This window comes from Micromonospora zamorensis (assembly GCF_900090275.1).
In the GTDB taxonomy this organism is placed as follows: domain Bacteria; phylum Actinomycetota; class Actinomycetes; order Mycobacteriales; family Micromonosporaceae; genus Micromonospora; species Micromonospora zamorensis.
This window is the reverse complement of record NZ_LT607755.1, coordinates 3,562,856-3,588,964: the sequence shown is the minus strand read 5'-3', so window position 1 is coordinate 3,588,964 and position 26,109 is coordinate 3,562,856. Positions and strand designations below refer to the sequence as shown.

The window sequence follows — 26,109 nt, the reverse complement described above, 5'->3', positions numbered from 1 at the left end:
GGCCCGTTCGTCGGGCCGGCCGGATCCCGGCCCCGATCCCGGCGAGGGTGCCGGCGGGCAGGGGCCGCGCCAGTCCGGGGCGACGCCGGTCGTGGCGGCATCGTGGCACCCCGACCGCCACCCGGATTTTTGTTACCCACATATTGATAATTGGCCATTTGGGGGCTAATTCTGGCGGGGCCGAAAGCAATCACATCCTTGAATAGCATTCCCCTGATCCCTGGTCGTTACACATAGACGGAGGTGTCAGTGGGACACAGCAGACGATTGCGTTCGAGTCTTGCCGCGGTGGTCGCGGCACTGGTCGCCGTGCCGGTGGCGCTGGTCGCCACGCCCGCGTCGGCGGAAGGTAGACACCTTTGGGAGGTGGAGGTCGCCAAGATCCCCACCGCCGATTACACCAGCGACGCTCAGGTCTACATCACCGAGTCGACTCAGGCCCTGCGGCCGTACGTGGGGGACGGGCTGGGCGACAGCCGGATCGACCCGGTGCTGGCGGACGTCGGCAGCCGGTACTTCGACGGCGCCCGGCTCAAGAGCGCCGGCGACGGCGCGGCGGCGTTCGACAACCTCAAGCACCTGGAGGCGTTCCTCAAGAGTCGGCTCACCGGCGCCAGCCCGCCCAACGGCGAGGCCGAGCAGGCCCATGTGGTCGCGCTGGTGGAGACCCTGTCGGGGGCCCGCCTCCTGGCGGACGCGGCGATCCAGGACGCCGAGGCGACCATCGGCCCGTTCCGGGCCAGCCCACCACCCGCGCCCGCTCCGGTGGGGCTGACCGAAGCGTTCGCGGATCTGGCTGCGGCGAAGGTGAACCTGGCCAAGGCCGACGACATGCTGGTCAAGGCCAATCCGGTGCCGGCGACGATCCAGTCGGCGGACGCCTGGGCCAACGGCTTCAAGGTGCTGACCCGCCTCGGCATCACCTACGGCGGCGACCACGACTCCGACGGCGTGGTCGACGTGGTCGAGCTGCGCTTCGGGTCCAGCCCGCTGCTGGTCGACTCCGACGGCGACGGCCTGACCGACAAGTTCGAGATCACCAAGCTCGCCGGCTGGACCATGCCGGGCCGGTCCGACACCGACGGTGACGGGACGAACGACGGCGCCGAGGACGTCGACGGCGACGGGCTGTCCAACCTGCGCGAGCAGGAGGTGGGCACTTCGCCGACCGAGGCGGACTCCGACGGCGACGGCCTCGGCGACGGGGCCGAGGTGGCCCAGGGCCGCAACCCGCTGGTGGCGGACAACCCGCCGCCGCCGGTCAGCGGGCCGGCCGACCCGGTGCAGACCACGCCGACCGACACCGACACCGACGGTGACGGCATCGCGGACACCACGGAGGTCGACGACAGCGAGACCAACCCCGCGAACCCGGACAGCGACGGCGACGGTCTGAGCGACGGGGCGGAGATCAACGAGCACCTGACGAACCCGCTCAGCGCCGACAGCGACGGGGACGGTCTCGCCGACGGGTACGAACTCGCGCACGCCGAGGACCAGGGCCTGGATCCGCTGATCCCGGACGAGCGGGTCAGCAAGTGGACGTACGTGACCGATTTCGTGGTCGGCCTGATCGCCGGGGACTTCTCACCGCGGGACTCGATGGCGTGGCTGTCGGGCTACCTGTGCTCCGGCGGGCTGAGCCTGATCCCGGTGGTCGGTTGGGTGCTCGGCGGCCTGGCGGACCTGCGCGACACCGTCGCCGGGATCATCCACCAGGACTGGGTCGGCGCCGGGTTGAGCATCCTGGGCCTGGTCCCGTACGCCGGTGACGCGGTGGCGATCCCGGGCAAGGCCGCGAAGTTCGTCGCGCGGTACCTGCACCGGCTCGACAAGGTGATCCACTTTGTCGCCAAGTACGACAAGATCTCCGACAGCGTCAAGACGCTGACCATCCGTGCCATTCTGCTCGGCAACTACGGCCGGCTCACCGACGCGGGCTTCGCCGACGACATCATCCTGCGGATGGCCCGCCGGGCCGACAACAGCCTCGGGCGGCTGGCGGACGCGTTGACCAGCGCGGTGACGCCGCCGCCATCGCCGACGCCGTGGCTGCGGGGGGCGCCCGCTGGCGAGGACTACTTCGCCGACGTGGTGATGGCGGGGGTGCCGGGCGTGCGCAATCACGCCGGGCGGATCGCCACCCCGGGCGTACCCAGGCCGGGGTCGGCACGGGAGCCGGACTTCCTGGAGACCGGCCCGCCGCGCAAGCTGCACGAGGTGAAGACGGGTAAGCCGTACCCTGGGCACTACCTGAAGCAGTGCGAACAGGACCGGCACCTGCTCGACACGGCGCAGGTGGCCGAGGCGACGTGGCACTTCCTGCCGCATGCCAACGGCTCGCTGGACATCCCGCAGGATCTCCTCGACTGCCTGCGCACCAAGCGGATCCCGTACAAGATCTATCCCTCGAACGGCTCGTTCTGGCCCTGATCCCGTCCGTGTGGGGGCCTGGTGGCGACACCGGGCCCCCCTTACCTGATAGTGAGAACCATGAGTTGGTGGCAACGATCCCGCCCTGGCTATGCGGTCGACGGTGTCGAGCCGCAGCGCGTCGACGGCTGGGACGTCTTCGACGGTGACGCGCTGGCCGGGTCATCCGCGGTGGCTGAGGCCGCCGCGCGCCTGCCGCAGGACCCGGCACTGGAGGACCTGCCGGGCTATCTGGCCGTCTCCACGAAGGACGGCCGGGAGTGGACGCTCAGCTTCGACGACGGGAAGCTGGCCGTCTTCGGCCTGTCCCGCCCGGGCAACGACCTCTTCGAGCAGGCGATGACGGCCGCCCCATGGACCGAGTCGGTCGAACGCGTCGACCGCGAGGTTTTCCTGTTCACCACGGCCGGGGTGCGGACGGCCGACGTCGTGCTGGCGCATTGCGTCGACGTGTGTGGTGAGATCTTCCGCCAGCTCGGCGCATAGTTCCCAGCAACAGCGCGCACGACAAAGCGCCCGTCTCCGTGTCGGGGACGGGCGCTCTGTCGTGCCGGGTTGGTCAGCCGACCACCGACCGCAGCGGCACCTTGGCATCGCGGAGCGCGCGTACCAGATCGCTCGCGAACGGGTGCTCGTCGACCTGGAGGCCCTGCGGGTTGGGGATCACGACGTACGCCGAGCCGTCCTTCGCGGACGCCTTGGCGTCCGTGGTGAAGCGTTCGACGACCGCCTCAGCGCGCGGCAGGTCCGCCGCCGCCACCTGGATGGTGATCGGCCGCCAACCGCCGCCCAGGTCCGGCGTGACCGGCGCGGCGGCGGCGCTGGCGCGCGCCGGGTCGACCCCGGCGGAACGCCGGGCGTCCGAGGCGCCCGCCGGGTAGAGCAGCGCGTTGGCGACCAGGTGCAGACCATTCTCGTTGTACGCCCGGAAGAGCGGATTGAACGCGAACAGCACCGCCCGGCCGGCACCGGTCGGCTCGTCGACCACTGCCGCCGTGCCCTTCAGGGCGTCCTCGCCGACGGTGTAGCCGTTGGCCCAGAACGTGTCACCCGTCGGGTAGCTGAGCACGTTCGTCCCGGTGGTGCTCGGGTTGAGGATCGGGTCGCTGTTGTTGAACTCGAAGTCCTCCGCCGGGCGGCCCAGCGCGACCGGGCTGTCGGTGTCGACGTCGACCCGCAGGTGCGAGCCGATCACCAGGTAGTCGGCCGGCTTGGTCTTCTCGGTGGTGGAGGTGAGCCCGGCCGCGCGGGCCACCCGTGTGCCCTCGTTGCGCAGCCCGAGGTAGGTGTGGCCCTGGGCGATCCAGTCACGCAGGTTGGCCTGCCCGGTCGCGGTCAGACCGCCGGTCGCGCTGCTGCCGTCAGGGACCAGCAGCACGGTACGCCCGGTGAACGCCTCGGTGTTGTCGTTGATGTCGGCTGTGGTGACCGGCGTGAGGTCGAGCCCCCACCGCTTGCCGAGCACGTACCGGGCCTCGCCGTGCGAACCCGAGGTGGTGGAGATGCCGGTGCCCTGGAAGAGCCCGACGTCGGGCAGGGCCAGGCTGGTGCCGGTGGGCCGCCCGCCCGGGGTGAGGGTCACCCCGAACGACTCTGCCAGCTCGTCGACGGTGCGGCTCAGCTTGGTCGCCGGGATGGCGACGCGGCTGGTCTTCAGGTCACGGACCAGCGGAACGCCGCGACCGAGCAGGCGGAACGTGAACTCCGCGGCGGCGGCCGAGTCGAGCGGGTACGTGTACGAACCCCACGGCCACGCGAGCGAGCCCCGGCCGCCGGAGATTCCCCGGACCAGCTCCGCCTTCGGTCGGACGTTGTCGCCGGTGTAGATGGTGGAGACGCCCATCAGCAGCGGGTTGCTCCAGGACGACACGTCGTAGAAGTAGGGGAACGGAACGTACGGGTCCTCGCCCATGATGGCCTGGATCCAGTGCTTCTGCGGCTGGTCCATCGGGATCCAGTACGCGCCCTTGGGCACTGTCACGTTCGTGGCGGTCCGTCCGCCGAAGACCCGCGCGTTGGGCACCCGGGTCGGCTTCTGCACCTCGTACACCTCGACGTCCATCCGGCGCAGCCGCTCGACGAGCTGCCGGACGTCGGCGAGCTGCCGGTCCGGCAGCAGGAAGTACGAGCGGATCTTGATGTCCGGCACGGGGAACTGGACCTCGTTGGTGGGCTGCACCACCTCGTTCGGCTCCAGGGTGCCCGCCCTGCCCTGGGCGAGCGCGTCGGTCCAGATGTCGAAGTAGCCGCTGAGCACCTCGCGCTTGTTCGCGGCGGCCCAGCCCAGCGTCGACCACTGGGTGTGGAACTGCTGCTGGACCCGGTCGGCCACCGCCGACGCGCTGCCCTTCTCGTACGTCATGCCGGCCGCACCGAAACCGGTGGTGGGCACCGTGTCGCCGTAGCCCATGAAGAACATGTCGTACGTGTCGTAGTTGAAGTAGCACTCGGTGGTGACGGTGTCGTCGCAGGCCCCGTTGAAGCCGAAGCCGGCCTTGTTGGCCTCGCCGATCCGGTTGATCCAGTCCACCGCCTCGCCGGCGATCTCGTGGTGGATCGGGTCGGCGTTCGGCGGGAAGAAGTACTGCCGGCCACCCATCTCGTGCGCGTCGATGAACACCTGCGGCGGGTAGCGGCGCAGCAGTTCGAGCTTGCCGTCGGTCTCCTGCTGGGTGCGGGCGAACCAGTCCCGGTTCATGTCGAAGCCGAACTCGTTCTGCCGACGCGTCGCGTCGCGGCCGTCCGGGTTCTGGGTCGGAACGATGATGGTGACCAGGTTGTCGTTTCGCCGGGCGACCTCGCAGGACAGGCCCGCCGCCAACTCGTACAGCGTCTTGAGCGCCGCGTCGGTGCCGCTCTTCTCACCGCCGTGCACGTTCGCGGTGACCCAGACGATGGCCGGGCTGTCCTTCGCCGTCCGGTCGGCCGTCCGCGCGCTGGTCCGGCGCGGGTCGCGCAGGTCCCGTACGTCGTCGGCGATCTTCCGCAGGGCGGACGGCCGCACGTGGCGTTCGTTGGACACCACCGCGTACGGCAGCGGCTGGCCGAGCACGCTGGTGGCCATCACTCCGGTGACGACCCGGTTGGAGGCGCTGTCCACAGCCCCGAGGTACGTCCGCACCTCGTCGTTGGTGACGACCCGCTCCTGTCCCGCGCCGAGGGGGAAGCCGAGCACGGTCTCCGGGGCGGGCACGGTGCTCAGCCGGGAGGTCGGGTCGTTGCTGCAGGGGGAGGGTCGGGTGGGGCTCGCGGTCGCCGTGCCGCTGAGCAGGGGAGCCATGCCGAGCAGGAGCGCGATCGTGGCGGCACCCGCCAGCCGCTTCGGAGGGACCGTCCAGAACGGACGCGACGATGGGGCCATGTCTCGGGTTCCCTTCCTGGGGAAAGCCTCGCAGTGGCCGGAGCCTATGAACCGTCGATGCGCAGGTCAAGCTTCGATCGACTTCGGTGACTGCACGGGATGCTCGCGCCGGGGCCGGCTGGCAGGATGGAGGGGTGGGGTCCACCTCGCCCGGAAGGAGGAGACAGTGCCGGCGTCTCTGGAGATGATCACGCTCTCGGTCTTCCCGGATCTTCCGTCCGCCGATGCTCGGCGTTCGCTGACGTCCTGGTTGCGCGCGGAGGACCGGCTGCGCGACGAGGTGACCACAACCTCGTCGGCGGGCGACACCGAGGTGCTGCGGGTGGTGGCCGACGACGCTGGCACCGTCATGGTGCTGGTGCAGGCGATCGCCGGCTGGCTGACCCATCGCCGCGACGACGTCACGGTCCAGCTCAGTCGTCCGGACGGCTGGTCGGCCGAGCTGGACGTGCACCGGGCTCGGGACATGGACGAGGTCACCGCGCTCATCGAGGCCGCCGTGCGCGCGGTTTCCCCCGGACAGGGCGCGCCGCCCGCGACCAGTTGATCACGGGCGGCGCGTCGCGGGTACGCCTACCAGGTGGTCAGGCCGAGGCCGATCGTCCTGGTCAGCGTGGCGTTGTCGTCGTCGCCGTCCAGCGACCAGATCATCGCTCCGGCCAGGCCGGCGCGGCGGATGTAGAGCGTCTTCTGCAACACGACCGCCGGGTCGTCGTACGTCCAGAACGTCGTACCGTCGAACAGCCAGGCGTGCCCGGCGCGGAGGTCGCGGTGCACGGTGTAGCCGTTGCCGGCCAGGGTCTTGAGCTTTTTGTAGTCCTCGTAGCCGGCCTCGAAGGTGGCCGGCGCGGGCCCGGTGGCCGGCTGGAAGAGGCCGTTGCCGCCTCCGGTGACACCGGTCCAACCCCGACCGTAGTACGGGATGCCGAGCACGAGCTTGTCGCGCGGCGCCCCGCGGGCGATCCAGCCGTCGATGGCCACCTCGACGGAGAAGTCCGGGTTGTCCGGCGATCCCGCCGGTACGCGCAGCGCCGACTGCTGGTTGGCCACTGCCTCCCAGCCGCCGTGGAAGTCGTACCCCTGCACTGTGGCGAAGTCCAGGTACTTGAAGATCTTGCGGCCCTCGTAGCCGGCGTCCATGGTGGCCGGGTTGGCGGGCAGGAAGGCGGTCAGCGGGTGGTGCGTCCGGGTGGTGCGCCCGTACGCGTCGAGTTGCCGGCGGAACTCGGCGAGCAGCTTGGTGAAGTTCTCCCGGTCCTCCGGGCGGATGACGTTGCCGGGCTCACCCTCCCAGTTGGGCCACTCCCAGTCGAGGTCGATGCCGTCGAAGACGCCGGCCCCGGCACCCGGGCCGCCGGCGGCGCCGTCCCCGCCGGGCAGGTTGCCCTTCAGGTAGAGGTCGATGCAGGACGCGACGAACGCCTTGCGGGAGGCGTCGGTGCGGGCGGCGTTCGAGAAGTACGTGGACCAGCTCCAGCCACCCAGCGAGATCAGCACCTTCAGTTTGGGGTGCTTGGCCTTCAGCTTGGCGAGCTGGCCGAAGTTGCCGTTGAGGGCCTGGCCCGGGGCGTCCGCGACGCCGTCGACGCTCTCCTCGGCGGGGACGGGTCGCTGGTAGTCGGCCCAGGCGTCGCCCTCGCCCGGCCCACCGTCCACGTAGCAGCGTCCGTCCTCGCTGACGTTGCCGAAGGCGTAGTTGACGTGGGTGAGGCGGCTCGCCGCCCCGGACGTGTCGAGCTTCTTGACCGGGAAGGCCCGGCCGTAGATGCCCCACTGGGTGAAGTAGCCGACCCGGTGGTAACCGGTGCGGCGCTGCTGGTTGTCGCCCGCGCTGGCGGCGCTGGGCGGGGCGGCGGTGAACAGCAGGGCCGCCACTGTGACGACGGCGGTGAGACGGCGGTGGCGGAATGGTCGCATCGGCACACTCCCACGAGGCATCAAGCAGAATTAGTAAAGAGACTTATCTGATTGATGAAGTTAAGCCGATCACAGTCCGGGGTCAAGAGCGTCCAGCCACATGGGGGATTGTTGCGGCGTTACCCGGTGGTAACGATGTTGTGCCATGGACTCCGCCCTGACTCTGATCGGCCTGCCCATCGCCCTCGGCATCATCATGCTCGGTCTGGGTCTCGGACTGACCATCGCGGACTTTCGCCGGGTGGCCCAGCATCCACGAGCCGCCGTCATCGCCCTGGTGTGCCAGGTGCTGGTGCTGCCGGCGCTCTGCTTCTGCCTCGTCCTCGCGTTCGACCTGGCGCCCGAACTGGCCGTCGGCATGATGCTGCTGGCCGCCTCGCCGGGCGGCACGACGGCCAACCTCTACAGCCACCTGTTCGGCGGCCACGTGGCCCTGAACATCACCCTGACCGCCATCAACTCGGTGCTCGCCGTGTTCACCCTGCCGATCCTGGTCAACCTGTCGGCGGCGTACTTCCTGCCCGACGGCAGGAGCATCGGGTTGCAGTTCGACAAGGTGGTGCAGGTCTTCGCCATCGTGCTCGTCCCGGTCGCGATCGGCATGCTGATCCGGGCCCGGCTGCCGCACGTCGCCGAGCGTCTGAACCGGCCGGTCCGGATCCTCTCCGTCGTCGTGCTCGTCGCGGTGATCGCCGGGGCCGTGCTCGGCGAACGGGAGAACATCGCCGACTACTTCGTCTCGGTCGGTCTGGCCGTGCTCGCGTTCAACCTGCTGAGCCTCGCCATCGGGTACGGGGTGCCGCGGCTCGCCGGTGTCGAGCGGAGCGCCGCGACGGCAGCCGGGTTCGAGATCGGCATCCACAACAGCACCCTGGCCATCACTATCGCGCTCAGCCCGGCGTTGCTCAACAGCACGCAGATGGCGATCCCGGGCGCCGTCTACGGCATCGTCATGTTCTTCACCGCGGCGGCCTTCGGCTACCTGGTGACCCGCGTCGGCACCCGGCCCGCCACCGTGCAGCCCTGACGGGTGCCGCCAGCCCGGCCGGCGGTGCCGCCGGCCGGGCTGATGCTGGTCAGCCGACCTGGTCGTTGTCCTTGAGGGAGCCCCAACCGTGCCAGCGGTCGATCTCGATCAGGGCGCTGACCCGGGCGCGCTCCCGCCGGGGGTACGCATTGCCGGTGTAGTGCTGCGACAACCGGTCGATGTCCGCCAGGTCTTCGTCGGCCCGCAGCTCGACGACGTGCCCGATAATGCTGACGTGGGTGTACCAGCCGGCCTCGTCGAGCACGGTCAGGGACACCCGCGGGTCGTTGCGGACGTGCTCCAGCCGGCGGCGGCTCTCGTCCATGTTCACCAGGATCCGGCCGTCCTCCCACAGGTACCAGGTGGCAGCGGACACCGGCTGACCGGTCGCCTGCAGGGTGGTCATGACGGCCGGATTCGGCTTCTGCAGCATGGCGATCGCGGGCTCGGGCAGCGGTGGCTTGGACATGAAGTCTCTCCTCGTCGCGTCAGGGTTACCCCTGCACGTTACGCACCCTCCGTCCCGATCGCCGTGGGATGTGATCGCTCAACTGGCGTACATCATCGTGGCGGGGAACTCGCCGCTGGACCGCCACGCCTTGACGATCTTTACGGTGATCGCGCTGGCGGCCGAGTTGAATTCGCCGTCGTCGACACCTGCTTCAAGGGTTCTGGGATCGATCGTGAGAACCCGATCGAACCTGTCCTCGAACCCGAATTCATAGCGGACCTCATCCGCGGTGGCCTCGATCCGCCTCGCGGTCACCATCATTCCCATCGCGCTGACTCCCAAAGTTGTGCCGTGATGCCGCCTAGTCGAGGTCCGCGCAGGTCCGCTCGTGCGGCAGCAGCGGTCGGACCACCAGGCGTACCCGGTGTCCCTCAGCCTGCCATCGGGTCTCGCCGCGCGCCGCGCCGGCTTCGGCCAGCAGCGGTGCCAGCGACGCGCCGTCGACCACGTGGCAGGGCCGCTGGGGTGCGCCGTCCATCGCGGAGAGGGACACGTCCAGTGGCCAGGGCCGTACGTCGGAGTTGTCCTCGGAATCGGCGACCACCAGCACCGCCGCCCGCTGCGGCAGGTACTCTCCGGCGTCGACACCGGAGGCTGCCGCGGCCTCGGCGAACGCGATCACCTCACCACGGTCACCGCCCTCGCCGGGCGACGGCTGCGTGACCGTCGTCTCGTACGTGTCGCCGGTCGTGGTCAGCCGCACGGTGAGTGTGGCCGCGTCGGTGACGTCCTGCGGGTAGTCGCGGTCCGTGAGTATGCCCGCGTCGTCAGCACGCCGGAACAGCGCGTCGATCTGTGCCGTCGAGAGCGTCCGCCGATGCCCCGTCAGCAGCGCACCCCGGTCGTCACCCCGCGTCACGGCGGTGCCGTCGCCGTAGAGAGTGAGCGCCGGCAGCGCCCACTGCTCGGCAGAGGCGGCGAAACCGCCGCGCCGGTCGACCACAGCGATCACGGTGTCCGTGCCGGTCGGCGGCCGAGCTGCCGGTCCGTCAGAGCAGGCGGCAAGGAGGAGGACCGCACTGAGCAGTAGGCGTCGGGTCATCACCGTTCGACGTTCCCCCTGCGGGTACAGGTTCCGGCGGGCACCCGATCGTGGGTACCCGCCGGAACCTCACCTGATCAAGAACGGGTCAGTGTGTAGGTGCCACTGCCCGCTCGATTGATGATGATCACGCCCACGCAGCCGTCGGCCGGTGCCGTGTAGGCGAGCGACTCCGGCTGGCCCGCCCCGGTCGCGGCCGCGGTCGCCGCGCTGGCCCGGTCCCGTACGTACGTGGCCGGCGCACCGGCCGTCGAGGACACCACGAACAGTTCGGCGTCCTGGCTCGGGTCGCCCGGCGTGACGGTGAACGTCACCTGCTGGCCGGCGGTGAGGCACGAGTTCCAGACAGCGGCCACGTCACCCGTGCCCATCTGTCGCTTCGCGGTGTCGACCAGTGTCTGGCCGCTGTCGGCCAGCTCGATGGTGTACGCCCCAGTGCCGCTGACCCGGTGCATCCGCGGATAGTAGTCGCCGAGCGGGCGCCGCCCGGCTGTGGAGTCGACCGCGACGAAGTCCGTCACGTCGACGCCGAGCAGGCTCTCCTCCAGCCGCTGGGTCTGTGCCCGGTCGTCGAAGAGCGTCACGTCGTCGTCCGCGCCTGCCGGCGGGCGGACGGCGACGACCGACCATGCCTCGTGCCGCGTGTCGTACCGGAAGTTCTGGTCGTTCGGCGGCGTCGTGGCGGTCACCTCGGCGCCGTCGGTCAACCCCCGACGGAACCCGTAGTCGATCGTGTTCTGGAACAGCGATCCGAGCGCCTGGTCGCCGACCTCGTGGCCGTCCTGGCCGCGTGCCGACCAGTAGGCGGCGAAGCTGGTCACCCGGTGGTCCAGGAACGTGTCCCAGACGTTCGTCAGCGTGTCGCGGTACGCGTCGGTGCCCTCGGTGCCGGTGTCCAGCAGGTCCCAGATCGCGCCAGCGACGCGGCCCTCGACCTGGTCGCCGTCGTCCCAGTCAGGGGTGCCCCAGGTCGCGGTGTCGATGTTGCCGAGGCCGGGCAGGTCGGGGTTGTTCAGCACGGCGGCGCCGAACCAGTCGGCGAAGCCCTCGGACCAGGCACAGGCCGGGCCAGACCGGCGGGTGACGTAGTGCGGGCTGCACTCCGAGCCGATCTGCGGGTAGTTGTCCTCGTAGACGTCGTCCATGACACCGTGGCCGAGCTCGTGGATCACCACCCACGGATTGCCCGGGTCGGCGGCGAGCAGCCGTACCTCGTCGTCGCCGGGGTCGTAGTAGGTGCCCTCGGTCGAGCCCGGCTCCCACTCGATGTCGATGTTCTGGCAGCTCTCGTCGCGCATGTCCCAGCAGTCGCCCGGCGTCCAGGCCAGCGCGTCGTCGGCGGTGTCATACGCGTGGTATGCCGGCATCAACGTCGTGTCCGCGGTGTGCAGTTGTCCGTAGTCGTACGTGCGGCCGTTGCCCAGGTTGTCGCGGGTGGTGCTACGGAACGCGTACGCGTCGTCGTCCGAGTCCTCCACCTTGTACTGCGTGCCCTCGGTGACCGCGCGGACGTACACGTCCTGACCACCACCGCCGATGCCGTCGTCGTTGCCGAAGCAGGCGCGATAGGCACCAGCGCTGTCGGTGAGCCCGGCCGCGAGCAGGTCGTCGCCGAACGAGTCGTCGTCCCACACCTGGTACTGCAGGTTCTTCGACGGGTGCCAGGCGCCGTTGTTGTCGCTGTAGTCGAAGCTGCCCGTGACGCAGGTGACCTGGGCGGGCGCCGCACCGGGCGACCGGATGTCGTCGCTGTGTGGCGCCGGCAGTCCGGCGGTGCTAGCGGGACGGTAGGGCACCGACGGGTTGGCCCGGAGGACCGGCGTGCCGGCCGGAGTCTGTGCGGCCTCCGCGTCACCCTCGGCCTTGCCCAGTCGGGACTCGCGGTCCGTGGCGCCGATCGTGACCGGCACGTGGACCTCGTCGCTGCCGAGAACGGGCCCGCCGGCGGACGTCGCCTGCACCCGCAACACCGTGGGGCCGGTGGCCGTGGCGATCAGGTCGGTCTGGTAGCGCAGGACACGGCTGGGTGCCGCGTCGACGGTCGTGCTCAGCGTGGTGACCTCGCCGGCGTCGGACGGAACCCGCGACAGGGCCCGGGCCGCGGTGAAGCCGGCCGGGGTCGCGGCCGGGCGCAGAGCCGACGGAAGCGTGACCAGTACCCGCAGGTCGTCGATCGCCACCCGGGCGTCGACGGTGACGGTGAGCCGGGCGGTCTGCCCGGTGGTCGGTGCCCGGTCGAGTGCTGCGGTGACCGTCACGCAGCGCAGCCACTCCGAGTGGGTCGGTGCGCACTGCGCCCCGATCTTCCCCGGGGTCGGCGCTGCCGGTGCTGCGGTGGCTGGTGTTCCGGCGCCGGCGACGATGATCAGTGCCGCGGCGGTGCTGGATAGCCAGGCTCTCGTACGATGACGCGGTGGCGTGCGGTGGTGCATGTGCCCTCCCCGTGGTCTGCGTTGCTCCGGTGGACGGATCGCCGACGGGGTGGACATGGTGCCGCTGGACGTCACCGCGACCGGTAGCCGCACGGCACGCAGGCGCTTTGAGCAGTTCGGTCTCGATCCCCGCATCGACGAACTTCGCTAAGCTACCAATGGATTAAGATCGACAGTCCCCGATGTAAGGCAGCTGACAGCCGGTGTGCTCCACCCGCGCGCGGGGTGCCGCTCCACGCCGGAGAAGATGTGGTCATGACCGATCCCGCACTCCCCAGGCGTGTTGTCGTCACCGGGGCCACCGGCAAGCTCGGCCGCGCCGTCGTCGCCCACCTGCGCGCCGTGGGCGTCGACGTGCTGGCGGTGGACCGCGCCGGAGGCCGCGACCCCCGCGACGTGGCCGGCGAGTTCCTCCAAGTCGATCTGACCGACTACGGGCAGGTGGTGGAGGCGTTCACCGGAGGCGCCGACGAGCATGCCGGCGGTATCGACGCGGTCGTGCACCTGGCGGCGGTCCCGGCCCCTGGGCTGATGCCGAACGCGACCACGTTCGCCAACAACTCCGCGGCCACGTACAACGTCTTCGCCGCCGCCAGGGCGGCCGGGATCAGGCGGGTCGTCTGGGCGTCCAGCGAGACGGTCCTCGGGCTGCCGTTCGACACCCCACCGCCGTACGCGCCGGTCGACGAGGAGTACGCGCCGCGCCCCGAGTCGACGTACTCGTTGAACAAGGCCCTTGAGGAGGAGATGGCGCGGCACTTCTGCCGCTGGGACCCGGAGCTGGTCATGGTGGGTCTGCGCTTCTCCAACGTGATGGACGTCGAGGACTACGCCCCGTTCCCCTCCTTCGACGCCGACCCGCTGCTGCGCCGGTGGAACCTGTGGGGCTACATCGACGCCCGGGACGGAGCCCAGGCGGTCGAGCGGGCCCTCGCCCACGACCAGCCCGGCGCCGACGTGTTCATCATCGCCAACGCCGACACCGTCATGACCAGGTCCAGCGCCAGTCTGATGGCCGAGGTCTACCCGGGCGTCGAGATCCGCAAGGAGCTGGGCGAGCACGAGACCCTGCTCAGCATCGACAAGGCCCGCCGGGTGCTGGGCTACGAGCCGCAGCACTCCTGGCGAGACCACGTGGATCAGCTCTAGGTCAGCGAGCCGCCTGGTAGGCGCGGCCCACGGCGGTCGCCTCGCTGCCCGTGCGGAAGAGCCCGGTCTGATCCTTGTCCGTTGCCGGCAGGCCGAACCACGCGTACCGCTGAAGCCAGGACAGGCCGCCCAGCATCCGGGTCGCCGCGGTGAGGAACGCGGCCTGCTGTGCCTGGGTCGGGAAGCGAACGCCGTTGGAGAAGTCGATCAGGGCGAACTCGGTGAGCCAGACGGGCAGCTTGTAGCGGTCGTGCACCGCCTGGAGGTACGACCTGAGCTGGTTGACGGCGTTGGCGGTGGTGAAGTCGCCGCCGTACCAGTGCAGGGCGATGAAGTCGACGCGGTACCCGCGCTGCTTCGCGCCGGCCATGAAGCGGTCGAGCCACTCGCCCGGCCGGTCACCGCCCCAGGCCACGGCGGGGCTGCCCAGCGGAAGGCCGGTCGCCTCCAGTTGCGGCCACAGCTCCAACGCCTGCTCCACGGTCATCTCCGCCTGACCCTTCAGGTCCGGCTCGTTGAACCCGAGCAGGTAACTGCCGTTCTTCCTGGCCTGTTGCAGATTGGTGGCGGTGACGCTCTTCGCCCCCCAGATCATCGGGACGAACTCGGCGCCCTTCGGGCTGGTGACGCCCTGGTGGGCCACGTCCCAGGTGTAGTACCAGCTCGCCCCGGAGCTGGCCAGCGCCTGGTTGACGCCGTCGAAGGTCCACACCCCGACACCCTTGCGCTTCGAGGTCACCACGGGTGCCGCCGGGGCGACCGTACGCCCGGTCGTCGGCTTCGCCGTCGGCGTCAGGGTCGGGGACGGGGTCGCTCCCGTCGGGCTCGGCGTGGCGACCGGCGTGGTCGCGGTGGCGGAGCTGGACGCCGGGTTGGCGCCCAGCGGCTCGTCGACGGCCTGCGGGGCCGCCGCGGGAGCGGGCGTCGGCCCGGTCGGTTGGATCACGACGATCACCCCGGTCACCAGGAGGACGATCACGGCGGCCACGGCGAGCGGCCACAGCAGACGCCTCGCGCCGGTCGGGAGGCGGCCGGACAACCCGCGTCGGGGGTCCGCGTGGACGCCCCGATTCCCGTTCGCGGCGCCCGCTCCACCCTGACCTGTTGCGCGCATCGTCTCGACTCCTCCGTGTGGTCGCATCGCTGTCCGATGCCGTGGTGGCGGCGGATCTTGCCACCACCTTCCCCTCAGGAGACTGGACGCCCGGACCGGGATAACAGTTTCTGCCCGGGTGAGCGGCGGGCCAGATCCGCCATCTACCGCGTAATCGGCCAGAAGATGGATAAAGTACGCGTAACTGGATCACGCGGTCGGTGAGGGGGCTCGGGGGCGATGGCAACGGGTCGGATCGCCGAGCACCGCCCTCACCTCGGCCCGCCCGTGTCGGCGGCCCTGGCCGGCTGAGCTGTCCCGCCGTCCGTGTTGACGCGCATCGGGTCCCGTGGGCTCGGGGACAGCAGGAGCCCGAACTCGGCGACCGTCCTGGAACTGCTGTTCGACATCGTGTACGTCTTCGCGCTGGCCCGTCTCGCCGGGCGGGTCGCGGACGACCTGACCATCGTCCGGCACACGCTGCTGTCCGAGGCGGGTCAGACGGTGCTGTTCTTCACGGCGATGTGGATGATCTGGTCGCTCAACGCCCTGCTGGCGAGCACCTACGACCCTCGACGCCCCGATCTCCAGGCCGTCCTGCTGGCGACGATGTTCGGCACGCTGGTGCTGGCCGTCTCGTTGCCGCAGGCCTTCGGCCAGCGCGGCGTCGTCTTCGCCTGCACCTACGTCGTCATCCAGGTCGGCCGACCGCTCTTCCTGGCGTTCGCCCTGCGGGGTCACCCGGGCCAGGCGTTCGCGGTCCGGATGCTGGCCTGGCACCTGGCGTCCGGCGTGCTGTGGATCAGTGGTGGCATCAGCGGTGGCCTCGGTCGGGGCATCTTCTGGACCCTTGCTCTTGCCATCGAGCTGATCGGCGCCGCGACCGCCTGGCCCGTGCCCCGGCCGGGCGGGAAGCGGCTCGGCCACACGGGGGTCAGCGTCTCCCAGGGGCATCTCGCCGAGCGGTACAACCAGTTCTTCATGATCGCTCTCGCCGAGGTGGTGCTCGAAGCCGGCGCCGCGGTCAGCTTCCCGGGCTTCTCGACCGAGGGAACCATCGCCCTCGTCGCCTCGTTCGTGGCGGTGGTCTCGTTCTGGCGGATCTACTTCTACCACGTCAGGTCCGGCCAAGCCTCGACCCCGAGCGGTGAGGGGGTCCAGCTGTCGAGGTGGGCGAGCTACAGCCTGCTGTTGATCGTCGGTGGCATCATCTGCACCGCCGTCGGCTTCGGGCAGGTCATCGAGGATCCGCACCCGCCTATCGACTGGGCTCTGGTGGTCATCATCTTCGGCGGCCCGGTGCTGTTCCTGATCGGGCGCAGCACCCTGGAGCGGGCGAGCAGAACCGCGCCGCGGTGTCGGGTGCTGTACCTCGGCGCGGTGGCGCTGGTCGTGGTGGCCCCGGTGATGGTGCTGCTCCCGCCGGTCGCCGTGGCCGCCCTCGCGGCGGTGGTCCTGGCCGGCATCGCCGTCTTCGACCAGCGAGCCCACCAGCGAGGGTCGGAAACCAACCCGACGTTGTGACAACCCGTTGCGGGCCAGCGACCGATCGGCGTATGTTCTTCCGGCACGCCGTCGAGCCGGGAGGAGGTCAGAACAATGTCCGATGTTCTGCGCCCCCTCCGCGCTCCGGCGTCCGCGCGGATCTGATCCGGGGCGCTCGCTTCCCGGAGGACCAAGCCATGACTGATCTGGTCATCCGTCCGCTCGTCGCGGGCGAGGAAAACCTGTTCGACTCCATGCCTGATCCGCTGCCCCAACTGCGCCAGGTCGGCTACGCCGACGGGGTCGCAGGCGGCGGCTACCGTCCCGAGACCACCTGGGTCGCCCTGCGTGCCGGCCGGGTGGTCGGTCGGGCAGCCTGGGTCCTCCCGCCGGGTGCCATCGGTGCCCCGTGGCTGGAACGGTTCGATCTGGACGCCGAGCCGGAGGTGGGCGCCGAACTGCTGCGCGCCGCCCACGACGCACTGGGCGGTCCCGGCCTGTACTACGCCGCGCTGCCGGCACACTGGCGGCGCCGCCCCGAGGTGCGGGCCGTGGTGGAGGCACCGATGGCCGCGGCCCGGCTCGCCGGCCTGGTCGAGCGGGGGGAGCGGCTCCGATGCTCCTGGACGGGCACACCCCTGCCGGCGTCCTCCGGACGGTACGAATTCCGTCCGCCGGTCGATGCGGCGGAGATCAACGCCCTGGTTGCCCGGATCGCCGAGCCGGACGTGCTGACCGGTGTCGAGAACGCACTGGCGGTCGGCGGCGTCGACCTGGCCACCGACCCGCTGGCCTGGCTGGGCGACGCCACCGAGGGGTGGCGCGTCGCGGTGGACGCCGGTAAGCCGGTGGGCCTGGCCGGAACGGCCGGCGATGGCTGCTTCCCACTGCTCGCCTATCTCGGCCTGCTCGACGAGGCGGCCCGGCCCGAGCTGCTGGCCGAGGCGGTCCGGGTGCTGGCCGCCGGCGGTGCCCGCGAGGTCATCGCCGACGTGGACGCGCGTCGGGTGGCGGTGCTGGCCGAGCTGGAACGGACCGGGTTCCGGCAGTTGCGCACCAGGGTCGTCTTCGCGCCGGCGGACCAGCAGGAGTAGCGGATCGGGGGTGCGCCCTGTCACCGGGGCGCACCCCCGCACCGGCGCCGACCGCTGGCCCTGCCAGCATCGGGCCATGCTCATCGTCGGCGTACTGGCACTGGTCGTGGCGGCCGGTGCCGTGCTCTGCCTCCGGCGGTCGCTGCGCCGTGAGCCACCGGTCGCACCGGTGCGACCGCTCGACTTCGACACCGCCGTCCGTGCCGCCGAGGCCGTCATCGCCGCCGAGGCGGCTGACCCGGAGGTCCGCCCGGAGTCGCGCAGCCGTCTCCTGAGCCACGGCGCCCGCACCGGCAGGGCCGTGTTGCTGCTGCACGGATACACCCTCGCGCCCGACCAGTACGACGAACTGGCCGAGGAGTTCTTCGACCGCGGCTACAACGTCTGGGTTCCGCGCGCCCCGCAGCACGGCACCGTCGACCTGCGGGCCCACCACCGGGTCCAGGCCGACGAGCTGACGACGTACGCCGAGCAGGCGTTGGCCGTCGCCGAGGGCCTGGGAGACGAGGTGGGCGTCGTGGGGATCTCCGGCGGTGCCGTCCTGGCCGCCTGGCTGGCCCAGGTGCCGGACACCGTCGTACGGCATCTGCTGTTGCTGTCGCCGTTCTTCGGCCCGGACCGTCGGCAGGCGCCGGCTTTCGCGGTCCGACCGCTCATCATGTTGTACGGGCGCAGCATCCTCCCGGACCGTGTCACGTCGCGCGGTTACTCCCTCGCCGCCGTCACCCAGTACCTGAGCATTGCGCGTACTCTGCCGAAGCCGCCACGACGGACCGGTCTGCGGACCGCGGCCGTCGCGATCAGCCCCCTCGACGGCGTGGTCGACCTCGGTGCGGCGGAGCGCGTGCCGCGCCGGATCGCCGACGCGAACGCGATTCCGCTCCAGGTCTGCACCCTGCCGGAGGCGTTGGGCGTCGGCCACAACACCCTCAACCTCACCGTGCTCGGCGCCGACGGGCCCGAGCTGCGCCGGCTGTACATCGCGCTCTACGAGGGGGAGCCGCTCCCCGGACCGTTCCCCTACCGGGTGGGCGGGGTGGCGCCGTTGAACACCGGAGGGGCGTAACCGGCCGGCTTGTCGCCGATGCCGAGGCCGGGGCTCACCACCCAGGACTGGTACTGCGGGGTGAACATGCTGTAGACCAGCCCGAGGTTCGGGGCGCTCGCCTCGTCGAGTCGCCGACGGGCGTCCGCCGGGATCTCGAAGTCGAGCGCGCCGAAGTTGCTGGCGAGCTGCTCGGGGCTGCTCGCCCCGACGACGACCGAGGCGACGGCGGGCTGGGTGGCCACCCAGTTGATCGCCACCTGCGCCATGCTGCGCCCCAGATCGGCGGCCACGCTCTCCAGTGCCTCGATCACCTGCCAGTCGCCGGGGCTGATCTCTCGACCCGCGGCGTCGGGGTTGGTCAACCGGCCGGTGCCGCTCATGCCCTCGCTGGTCCGGCGGTACTTGCCGCTGAGCAGGCCGCCACCGATCGGGCTCCACGCGGTGACACCCATTCCCAGGGTCTGGGCCATCGTCACGAACTCCGCCTCGATGTGCCGGGTGACCAGGGAGTACGGCAGCTGCACGTTGATCATTGGGGCCAGCCCGTGTGCCTCGGCGTAGCTCTGCGCCCGGGCCGCGTACCAGGCCGGTACGTCGGAGAGCCCGGCGTACCGGATCTTGCCGGCCCGCACCAGGTCGTCGAAGGTGTGCACGACCTCCTCGACCGGTGTGATCCGGTCCCAGGTGTGCAGCAGGTACAGGTCGATGTAGTCGGTGCCGAGTCGGCGCAGCGAAGCCTCTACAGCCCGCGTGATGTGCTTGCGACCATTGCCGCTGGCATTCGGGTCGGTCGGGTCGACGGTGTTGGTGGCCTTGCTGGTGAGCACGAGCCGTTCGCGGACGCCGGCCCGGTCGATCAGGCGGCCGAGGATCTTCTCGCTCTCCCCGGCGGTGTAGAAGTCTGCCGTGTCGATGAAGTTGCCCCCCGACTCCAGGTACTGACGGAAGATCGGCTTCGCCTCCTCCTCGGTCTTGCCGTAGGCGGCATGGAACCCGTCGACGCCGAAGTTCATGGTGCCCAGCGCCAGCCGGCTCACCCGCAGCCCGGACCGCCCGAGCAGGTAGTAGTGGTTCATCGTTGCGTCCTCTCGATCGCGCGTCGGCCCCGAGCGGGCCGTCCCAGACCTTTGCTCGGCAAAAATGGACCTGCAAGTCCAAAGTCCGCGCTAGCGTTGGACCGGCAGGTACGGACGCAGATCGGTGACGGGGGTCTCATGACACGCGCGTTGACCCGCAAGGGCGAGGCCACCCGGGCGCGGATCGTCGCAGGCGCGGCCGCCGAGATCCGCGAACGCGGCGTCGACGAGGTGCGCCTCGAAGACGTGATGGCCCACACCAGCACCAGCAAGGGACAGCTCTTCCACTACTTCCCCGGCGGCAAGGAGGACCTGCTGCTCGCGGTGGCCCAGCACGAGGCCGATCAGGTGCTCATCGACCAGGAGCCGATGCTCAGCAACCTGACGTCCTGGCCGGCCTGGCTGGCGTGGCGTGACCGGCTCATCGAGCGCTACCTCGCGCAGGGCGTGAAGTGCCCGCTCAACGGGCTGCTCGGTCAGACCGGCCGACGCGCGCCAGGCGCGCAGGCGATCGTGACCGGGCTCATGTGGCGCTGGCAGGCGGCGATCATCGAGGGCATCCGCCACATGCAGTCGACCGGGGACATCGGCCCGGACGTGGACGCCGACCGTGCCTCCGCGGCGCTGCTGGCCGGCATTCAGGGCGGCGTCCTGCTGCTGCTCTCCACCGGGAAGATCGATCACCTCGAGGCGGCCCTCGACCTCACCATCGACTCGCTTCGGGCCAGCGCCCGGGCGAGCGGAGAGCAGGAAAGGCGCGACAATGAATGACGACCGACCACCGTTGGTGCTGCTGCACGGCCTCACCTACGACCGGCGACAGTGGGACCCGGTCCGGCGCGAGCTTGCGGCAATCGACCCCGACCGGCAGGTCCTCGCCCTCGATCTGCCCGGTCACGGCGACGCACCACGTCGGGAGTCCTACCGGATGGCGGAGGTTGCCGAGGTCCTGCACGACCAGGTGACCGAGGCCCGCCTCGCGCAGCCGATCGTGGTGGGACATTCGGTCGGCGCGGTGGTCGCCACGACGTACGCGGCCCGCTATCCGGTGCGCGGCGTGGTGAATCTGGACCAGATCCTGCTGCCCGGCCCCTTCGGTGCGGCCGTACGCCAGGCGGAGTCGACACTGCGCGGCCCGGACTGGCGGCGGGTGTGGGACGGCATGCTGGCCGGGATGGGCATCGAGTCGTTGCCGGCCGAGGCCCAGGAGATCGTGACCACCGCGACCGACCCCCGGCCGGACCTGCTGCTGGGCTACTGGGGTGAGATCCTGCGCGGCTCCGACGAGGACATCGCCGCCGAGCGCCACAGCGATCTGCGGTCCATCGGTGAGCGCGGGATTCCCTACCGCTGGGTGACCTCGTCCGAGCCGCCACCCCGTTATCTGACCTGGCTGACGGAGACCCTGCCGGAGGTCGTGGTGACCGTGCTGCCCGGTAGCCACTTCCCGCACCTGGCGGAGCCAGCGACGATCGCCCGGCTGCTGGTGACCAGCTGAGAGGACGATCGGCGTGGCGGTCTACAGGGTCAACCGATCGAGTCGGGTGAGCTCGGCGTCGCCGGCCCGGGCCACCTCCGCGGCCAACGCGGTCGTCGCCGGATACGCCCCGTTCCGCTGCTCCGCGGCGGCGATCCGCACCGCCTGTTGCAGGTGCGCCCGTACGTGCTGACCTGCCAATCGTTCGAACGCGACACCGGTCACCGACCGCAACGTCGTCAACTCCTGCTCGGTGACCATGCCCGGCATGTCGTGGCCCTCGTGCGGGTTGGTCGCCGGGGCACCGGATTCGGCGAGCAGCCGTCGGGCGGTGCTGAGGTCGGCGCGGTGCGCCGTGCCGAGCCGGGCGGCGAAGGTCTGCCACGCGGGGTCGGTGGTCCGACCCGGCACCATGTCCAGCACCGGCAGAAGGCGTTCGTTCATCGCCACCGTCAGCTGAAGCCACGCGATGTCGGTGGGGCTGAACAGACTGGCCGAGCCACTGGGCGACACCGAGCCGGCCAGTCCGGCGGTCGAGGGTGCGGCGGTCGACGGTGCGGTCGTGGTCGGTGATCCGGTGGCGCACGCCGTGACGAGCAGCGCCGCGAGGAACAGGGATATGGACGCGCTCACGAGGGTTCGCATCCGGCCTCCTCTCGCCCCCGGACGGCGGGCCCGGCGTGACCGGACCCGCCTCCGTGGTGGGAGCCTGTCGGCTCAGATCGGTCGGCCGTCGTGACCGCACTTGATGACGGGACGAATGCAGTCCTGGACCCGCCGGGCCATCTCCGCCACCGGCCAGGCGTTGAAGAAGTCACCGTGCATGGTGTAGCCCGGCCCGGAGGCGAGCCGGATCCGCGAGGGGTCGCCGGTGACCGGGTATCGCAGCACCTGCCGCAGCTTGGGCACGTGCACCGGGTGGGTGCTCGGGCAGGCCTGGTTCACCGGGTACGCCAGGTGGCTCTTGTGGTCCGGCGAGTCCAGGTCCCGGCCGTTCCAGCACTGCGGGAAGTCCAGGTACGACTCCAGCATCGTGCCGGACGGGCAGTTGACGAAGTCCTTCGACGGAGGCACGTGCCCGGCGTGCAGGCACGACCACCGGGCGATGCTGTCGTTCGAGCCGGTGGCCTTCGCGTTGCCGGCGACGAGTCGCAGCCCGAGCGGGAACGGCTGGGTGTTCGCGACGACGTCGGAGCGTACGCCCTCGCCCAGGTAGTAGAACGTGGCGATCGCCGGCTCCACCGGCACGTTGTCGCGGTACAGGGTCGGCACCCAGTAGGACGAGACGTCCACCCGCGGGTTGCAGGTGCTGGGGGAGTTGACCAGGTCAGGGAGGGTGGTGTTGGCGTTCGTCACCGTGGCGCCGAAGAAGCTGTGCATGTGCGAGGCCCCGGGCAGCCCGGGGAAGATGATCGGGTCGTCCGGCAGCCGGTGGCTGTAGGTGCAGTCGGCGGGGAACTCGGCAACCCGGATGGCGTTGGCGACCGGGGCGGCGTCGGCCCGCTCGGTGGTGGAGGCGACGTACGTGCCGAGTAGCACCAGCAGTGCGCCGATCGCCGTGGCGAGGCGCAGCCGGCGGTGGGTGCCGGAGAGGGGTGCGGCCCTGTCCATCGTGTGACTCCTGTCGGGGGAACGGGTCAGGGAAAGCTCCGGCGCCGCCGCCGAAGACATCGGAGATTGCCCTGGCCAGACTGGTGGTGGCCGGTTTGCGGCCGGGTGCGAGAGAGCGCTCTCAGCAGGTCAAGCCTCACCCCCATGTCGAAAGTTGTCAATACGTTCCGCAATTGGCGGAAATGAAAGACGACGAAGGGCCGGGCCCCGTGGTGGGGTCCGGCCCTTCGCTTCGTGTCTGGTGCGGGGTCAGCTGGTGGCGTAGCCGCGGGTGGCGATCCAGTCGGCGAGGTGCTCGACGGTGACCTCGTAGGAGGCGGTGTTCGGGTCGGCGGAGTCGGCGATCTTCACGATCTGGCCGTTGTCGCGGTAGCCGACGACGCTGATGTAGTGCCCGCCCTCGAAGGAGTGGATAGCACCGTCGGTGTCGGTGGTGGTGCCGGCGATGTTGGCGACCACGGCCCGGCCGTCGTCGACGGTGCGGACGATGTCGGCGCGCAGCTTGTCGGTCTGCTTATCGTCGGCCGCGGGCGTGCTGATCTCCACGGACCGGTACGCGTCGTTCTTGCCGGTCTCCTTGTTCAGCACCGGGGTGATGTCGTTGATCGAGTTGGTGCCGGCCTCGGTGGTGCCCATCTCCTTGGCCATCGCGTCGACGCTGATGTCCTTGCCCTGCACGGAAAGGGCGTTACGGGTCGCGGCGGGTCCGCAGTAGTAGAAGTTCGGCTGGGCCTCGTAGCGCACGCCCAGCTGACGCTCACCCGACGGCTTGCGGTCAGACTGCGTCTGCGACGCCGGCTTCGCCTCGGCGGCGTACGCGGCGGTGATCGGTCCGACGATGGCGCCGCCGGTGAAGGCCAGGCCAGCAGCGGTCAGAGCGGTCTTACGAATCAGATCGGTACGCATGATGGCGTGCTCCTCTGCATCGGGGGTGTCCGCACGACACACAAGGGGGGAACGGTGACCGTGCGGGAAAGTCTCGGGGGGAACGCCGGCGATCCCCGGGGGGACCTGCTCGGGCGTTGCGGGGGATGTAACCGGGGCGGCCCAGCGGATGTTCCCGGTCGGTGCGCCCTCGCCCCACGACCCGAAAGTCGCGGTGGCATGCCAGGTATAACGACCCCGCCCGGCCCACGATTCCGCCGCCAGGGTGGCGCCGACCACGCGACACCGACCCCCAAACCCGACACCCACCCCACGGCCGGATCCGCCGAACCGGACACCACACCCCGCAACCCCGGGCGTGGGCAATCCAAGATCCGCGCACTTTCAGGGAACTTGCTGCCTCAGACCACGCCGAGGCAGCAAGTTCCCTGATGTTGCGCGGATCTTGACCCGGGGTGGGATACCGGACACCGCCGGACACGCGGGTGGGGCAGCCCGAACGCGTCGGACTGCCCCACCTGTCGCACGAGGGCGAGATCAGAACCCGAGGACGCTCCGCCCGCCGACCACCGGCAGTCGCAGTTCGCTGTCGTTCGGTGCGACCCGCAGCTCGGTGCCACCCAACGGCAGCAGGGTGTACTCCTGGTCGCTGGAGATGACGACCACGCCGATCCGGTGGCCCGCCGGGAAGACGTAGTCCTTCGGCTCCATGGTCCACCGGTAGTCGTACAGCTTGCCCTGCTTGACCGGCTGGGTGCGTGCGGCGCTCTTGCGGTTCTGCGGGTCCATCCAACCTCGCGTCACCACTGTCGGCGCGGCGGTCGACCCGGCCGGGCCGTAGTCGACCAGGTACGCGGTGAGGTTCGCGTCCGGCTTGTTGTCGATCGCCATCCGCAGCCGCATCTCCGGACGGCCGGAGATGCGCACGCTCTGCGTCAGCTCGGGGGAGCGGTACGCGAGTCGGTTCGCGCTCGCCGTGTCCGGGTTGGACACCAGGGTGTCCGGGTGGATGGTCCGCCCCTCGTCGACGAAGCTCTGCTCGACCTTGACCTTCGGCGGCTTGCCCGTGGTGAGCGTGCCCGGGGCGGTGGCGTCGGTGGCGGCGAACCGCAAGCCGACCTCACGCGCGGCCGGGTCGGGCCAGTTGGCGTACGTGGTGTAGGCCCGGTCCTCGCGCTGGAGCACCGCGGTCGGCTCGTCCATGATGCCGTTGCGCACGTTCCACAGCCAGAAGTCGAACCAGCGGTTCTCGGTCTGCTTGTACGTCCACGTCTGGCCACTCGGCAGGGTCACCGACGCGCTGCTGCCCGGGCCGCCGTGGCCGCCCTGGTGCAGCCAGATCTTGCGCGGTACGTCGCGCTTCGCGAGCTGGTCCCACCAGCCGGCGAAGTGCTCGGTCTTCACGTTCCAGTCGTTGAGGCCGTGGACGACGAAGACGCTCGCCTTGACGTTGCGGGCGTCGAGGTAGTCCCGGTCCTGCCAGAATTCGGAGTAGTCGCCGGTGACCCGGTCCTGCTCCTCGGTGATGGCGGCCAGCTCGTCGGCGCACTGCCCCTCGGCCCGTGCCTGCCCGGCGGTGTACTGGGCGAGGATGTCGAGGTCCTCGCCCTGGAACGTCCCGGGGGCGACGACCAGACCGTTGGCCCGGTAATAGTCGTACCAGCTGCTGATCGCGGAGACCGGCACGATGGTCTTGAGTCCCTTGACTCCCGTGGTGGCCACCTGGTTGGGCAGCGTCCCGTTGTAGGAGACACCGGTCATGCCGACCGCGCCGGTGGTCCAGCCGGCGGAGACCGGGGCGCCGTTCGCGTCGTACCCCAACGCCTGGCCGTTGAGCCAGTCGATGACCGCCTTGGTGCCGAGCGTCTCCGCCTGGTCGCCGCTGGTGGGGCAGCCGTCCGAGTCGCCGGTGCCGACGCTCTGACCGAGCACCACCGCGTACCCGCGGGGCACGTAGTAGTCGTCCAGCGAGCCGGGCAGGTTGGCCTTCGCCTGGGCGCGCTGGGTGCCCACGTCGAGCGCCCGCCGTCCGGAACGGTCGGTCAGACCGTTCTGCGGCAGCTCGTCGACCAGCACGCTCGGGTACGGCACGTCACCCCAGGTGCCCTTGCGGTACGGGCTGTGCTCGAAGATGACCGGCACCTTGAAGCCCTGCGTGGCGGTCTCCCGGGGTCGGGAGATGTCGATCGCCACCCGGTCGGGTCGACCGTCGTGGTCGGTGTCGACCGGGGTCTGGACGAACACCCGCTCCTCGATCGCGTCGGCGAGCGAGAACACCGGTTGGGTCATGCCGTCGCTGACCACGATGCCGGTGGGCGTGGTCGCGGTGGGCGGGGCAGCCGTTGCTGTGGGGGCTGCGCTGAGCACCAGAGCGCCGGACACACCGATGCTCAGAAGTGCCAGATGACGGGGTCGACGCATGCGCGTCTCCCTTCGGTTGGGCTGGTTGCCGGGGGTCGGCAGGGGCC

General features: G+C 70.4%; 22 protein-coding genes. 10 read left to right on the top strand and 12 right to left on the bottom strand.

The annotated features are described in order from the left end of the window. Positions 1-267: 267 nt before the first annotated feature. Both GA0070619_RS15735 and GA0070619_RS15730 read left to right on the top strand, forming a co-directional pair. The gene (locus tag GA0070619_RS15735) at positions 268-2,433 is read left to right on the top strand and encodes a hypothetical protein (RefSeq protein ID WP_157744012.1); all 2,166 of its coding nucleotides are present in this window, start codon (positions 268-270) and stop codon (positions 2,431-2,433) included. 60 nt (positions 2,434-2,493) lie between these two features. Next, positions 2,494-2,919 carry a hypothetical protein gene (locus GA0070619_RS15730; protein ID WP_088948771.1) on the top strand — a complete coding sequence of 142 codons (426 nt, stop codon included), beginning with the start codon at positions 2,494-2,496 and terminating at the stop codon, positions 2,917-2,919. 73 nt (positions 2,920-2,992) lie between these two features. Here GA0070619_RS15730 and GA0070619_RS15725 read toward each other — a convergent pair whose 3' ends face one another. Next, positions 2,993-5,794, bottom strand: coding sequence for a M14 family zinc carboxypeptidase (locus GA0070619_RS15725; protein ID WP_088948770.1), 2,802 nt, complete (start codon positions 5,792-5,794; stop codon positions 2,993-2,995). A 166-nt stretch (positions 5,795-5,960) separates the two neighbouring features. Between GA0070619_RS15725 and GA0070619_RS15720 the strand changes: the two genes are divergently transcribed. After that, positions 5,961-6,341, top strand: a complete 381-nt coding sequence (locus GA0070619_RS15720; protein WP_088948769.1) for an effector-associated constant component EACC1 — start codon at positions 5,961-5,963, stop codon at positions 6,339-6,341. Between the two features lie 26 nt (positions 6,342-6,367). Here the strand turns inward: GA0070619_RS15720 and GA0070619_RS15715 are convergent, their stop codons facing one another. Further along, positions 6,368-7,711, bottom strand: a complete 1,344-nt coding sequence (locus GA0070619_RS15715) for a glycoside hydrolase family 18 protein (protein ID WP_088948768.1) — start codon at positions 7,709-7,711, stop codon at positions 6,368-6,370. 145 nt (positions 7,712-7,856) lie between these two features. On the opposite strand from GA0070619_RS15715, the gene GA0070619_RS15710 reads away from it, so the two are divergent. Next, a complete protein-coding gene (locus tag GA0070619_RS15710; RefSeq protein ID WP_088948767.1) occupies positions 7,857-8,738 on the top strand; it encodes a bile acid:sodium symporter family protein in 882 nt (293 codons plus the stop codon). A 49-nt stretch (positions 8,739-8,787) separates the two neighbouring features. On the opposite strand, the gene GA0070619_RS15705 is transcribed toward GA0070619_RS15710, so the two are convergent. The 4 genes from GA0070619_RS15705 to GA0070619_RS15690 form a co-directional block, all read right to left on the bottom strand. Continuing rightward, entirely contained in the window at positions 8,788-9,207 is a 420-nt protein-coding gene (locus GA0070619_RS15705) for a PPOX class F420-dependent oxidoreductase (RefSeq protein WP_088948766.1), read from the bottom strand. Between the two features lie 78 nt (positions 9,208-9,285). Beyond that, positions 9,286-9,516: a hypothetical protein gene (locus GA0070619_RS15700; RefSeq protein ID WP_088948765.1), complete on the bottom strand. Its 231-nt coding sequence runs from the start codon at positions 9,514-9,516 to the stop codon at positions 9,286-9,288. 34 nt (positions 9,517-9,550) lie between these two features. Then, entirely contained in the window at positions 9,551-10,192 is a 642-nt protein-coding gene (locus tag GA0070619_RS15695) for a hypothetical protein (RefSeq protein ID WP_157744011.1), read from the bottom strand. Between the two features lie 176 nt (positions 10,193-10,368). Beyond that, a complete protein-coding gene (locus GA0070619_RS15690) occupies positions 10,369-12,549 on the bottom strand; it encodes a hypothetical protein (RefSeq protein WP_088948763.1) in 2,181 nt (726 codons plus the stop codon). Between the two features lie 429 nt (positions 12,550-12,978). On the opposite strand from GA0070619_RS15690, the gene GA0070619_RS15685 reads away from it, so the two are divergent. After that, complete coding sequence (locus GA0070619_RS15685) at positions 12,979-13,872, top strand: NAD-dependent epimerase/dehydratase family protein (RefSeq protein ID WP_088948762.1); 894 nt, start codon at positions 12,979-12,981, stop codon at positions 13,870-13,872. Between the two features lies 1 nt (position 13,873). Here the strand turns inward: GA0070619_RS15685 and GA0070619_RS15680 are convergent, their stop codons facing one another. After that, positions 13,874-14,986 carry a glycoside hydrolase family protein gene (locus GA0070619_RS15680; protein WP_231927053.1) on the bottom strand — a complete coding sequence of 371 codons (1,113 nt, stop codon included), beginning with the start codon at positions 14,984-14,986 and terminating at the stop codon, positions 13,874-13,876. Between the two features lie 306 nt (positions 14,987-15,292). On the opposite strand from GA0070619_RS15680, the gene GA0070619_RS15675 reads away from it, so the two are divergent. From GA0070619_RS15675 to GA0070619_RS15665, 3 genes are all read left to right on the top strand, one after another. Further along, positions 15,293-16,489, top strand: coding sequence for a low temperature requirement protein A (locus GA0070619_RS15675; RefSeq protein ID WP_088948760.1), 1,197 nt, complete (start codon positions 15,293-15,295; stop codon positions 16,487-16,489). Between the two features lie 158 nt (positions 16,490-16,647). Continuing rightward, the gene (locus GA0070619_RS15670) at positions 16,648-17,544 is read left to right on the top strand and encodes an acetyltransferase (protein ID WP_088948759.1); all 897 of its coding nucleotides are present in this window, start codon (positions 16,648-16,650) and stop codon (positions 17,542-17,544) included. 10 nt (positions 17,545-17,554) lie between these two features. Beyond that, a complete protein-coding gene (locus tag GA0070619_RS15665) occupies positions 17,555-18,610 on the top strand; it encodes an alpha/beta hydrolase (RefSeq protein ID WP_157744010.1) in 1,056 nt (351 codons plus the stop codon). Here the strand turns inward: GA0070619_RS15665 and GA0070619_RS15660 are convergent. Then, complete coding sequence (locus tag GA0070619_RS15660; RefSeq protein WP_088948757.1) at positions 18,565-19,668, bottom strand: aldo/keto reductase; 1,104 nt, start codon at positions 19,666-19,668, stop codon at positions 18,565-18,567. The genes GA0070619_RS15665 and GA0070619_RS15660 overlap by 46 nt on opposite strands. A gap of 138 nt (positions 19,669-19,806) precedes the next feature. On the opposite strand from GA0070619_RS15660, the gene GA0070619_RS15655 reads away from it, so the two are divergent. Continuing rightward, positions 19,807-20,439: a TetR/AcrR family transcriptional regulator gene (locus GA0070619_RS15655; protein ID WP_088951828.1), complete on the top strand. Its 633-nt coding sequence runs from the start codon at positions 19,807-19,809 to the stop codon at positions 20,437-20,439. After that, on the top strand, positions 20,432-21,166 hold the full coding sequence (locus GA0070619_RS15650) for an alpha/beta fold hydrolase (protein WP_088948756.1): 735 nt from the start codon (positions 20,432-20,434) through the stop codon (positions 21,164-21,166). The genes GA0070619_RS15655 and GA0070619_RS15650 overlap by 8 nt, the downstream gene beginning before the upstream one ends. Positions 21,167-21,187: 21 nt before the next feature. Here the strand turns inward: GA0070619_RS15650 and GA0070619_RS15645 are convergent, their stop codons facing one another. The 4 genes from GA0070619_RS15645 to GA0070619_RS15630 form a co-directional block, all read right to left on the bottom strand. Beyond that, a complete protein-coding gene (locus tag GA0070619_RS15645) occupies positions 21,188-21,790 on the bottom strand; it encodes a DUF305 domain-containing protein (protein ID WP_088948755.1) in 603 nt (200 codons plus the stop codon). A 72-nt stretch (positions 21,791-21,862) separates the two neighbouring features. After that, the gene (locus tag GA0070619_RS15640; RefSeq protein ID WP_088948754.1) at positions 21,863-22,756 is read right to left on the bottom strand and encodes a DUF1996 domain-containing protein; all 894 of its coding nucleotides are present in this window, start codon (positions 22,754-22,756) and stop codon (positions 21,863-21,865) included. Positions 22,757-23,005: 249 nt separating this feature from the next. Further along, a complete protein-coding gene (locus GA0070619_RS15635; protein WP_088948753.1) occupies positions 23,006-23,662 on the bottom strand; it encodes a C39 family peptidase in 657 nt (218 codons plus the stop codon). 516 nt (positions 23,663-24,178) lie between these two features. Continuing rightward, entirely contained in the window at positions 24,179-26,062 is a 1,884-nt protein-coding gene (locus tag GA0070619_RS15630) for a Xaa-Pro dipeptidyl-peptidase (protein ID WP_088948752.1), read from the bottom strand. Positions 26,063-26,109: the final 47 nt, after the last annotated feature.

Excerpts from the sequence above, each read along its gene's own strand:
- GA0070619_RS15705 (WP_088948766.1), bottom strand. The coding sequence starts at position 9,207 with ATGTCCAAGCCACCGCTGCCCGAGCCCGCGATCGCCATGCTGCAGAAG.
- GA0070619_RS15670 (WP_088948759.1), top strand. The coding sequence starts at position 16,648 with ATGACTGATCTGGTCATCCGTCCGCTCGTCGCGGGCGAGGAAAACCTG.
- GA0070619_RS15645 (WP_088948755.1), bottom strand. The coding sequence starts at position 21,790 with ATGCGAACCCTCGTGAGCGCGTCCATATCCCTGTTCCTCGCGGCGCTG.
- GA0070619_RS15680 (WP_231927053.1), bottom strand. The coding sequence starts at position 14,986 with ATGCGCGCAACAGGTCAGGGTGGAGCGGGCGCCGCGAACGGGAATCGG.
- GA0070619_RS15715 (WP_088948768.1), bottom strand. The coding sequence starts at position 7,711 with ATGCGACCATTCCGCCACCGCCGTCTCACCGCCGTCGTCACAGTGGCG.
- GA0070619_RS15730 (WP_088948771.1), top strand. The coding sequence starts at position 2,494 with ATGAGTTGGTGGCAACGATCCCGCCCTGGCTATGCGGTCGACGGTGTC.
- GA0070619_RS15700 (WP_088948765.1), bottom strand. The coding sequence starts at position 9,516 with ATGGGAATGATGGTGACCGCGAGGCGGATCGAGGCCACCGCGGATGAG.
- GA0070619_RS15630 (WP_088948752.1), bottom strand. The coding sequence starts at position 26,062 with ATGCGTCGACCCCGTCATCTGGCACTTCTGAGCATCGGTGTGTCCGGC.
- GA0070619_RS15685 (WP_088948762.1), top strand. The coding sequence starts at position 12,979 with ATGACCGATCCCGCACTCCCCAGGCGTGTTGTCGTCACCGGGGCCACC.
- GA0070619_RS15640 (WP_088948754.1), bottom strand. The coding sequence starts at position 22,756 with ATGGACAGGGCCGCACCCCTCTCCGGCACCCACCGCCGGCTGCGCCTC.
- GA0070619_RS15635 (WP_088948753.1), bottom strand. The coding sequence starts at position 23,662 with ATGCGTACCGATCTGATTCGTAAGACCGCTCTGACCGCTGCTGGCCTG.
- GA0070619_RS15655 (WP_088951828.1), top strand. The coding sequence starts at position 19,807 with ATGACACGCGCGTTGACCCGCAAGGGCGAGGCCACCCGGGCGCGGATC.
- GA0070619_RS15710 (WP_088948767.1), top strand. The coding sequence starts at position 7,857 with ATGGACTCCGCCCTGACTCTGATCGGCCTGCCCATCGCCCTCGGCATC.
- GA0070619_RS15660 (WP_088948757.1), bottom strand. The coding sequence starts at position 19,668 with ATGAACCACTACTACCTGCTCGGGCGGTCCGGGCTGCGGGTGAGCCGG.
- GA0070619_RS15725 (WP_088948770.1), bottom strand. The coding sequence starts at position 5,794 with ATGGCCCCATCGTCGCGTCCGTTCTGGACGGTCCCTCCGAAGCGGCTG.
- GA0070619_RS15650 (WP_088948756.1), top strand. The coding sequence starts at position 20,432 with ATGAATGACGACCGACCACCGTTGGTGCTGCTGCACGGCCTCACCTAC.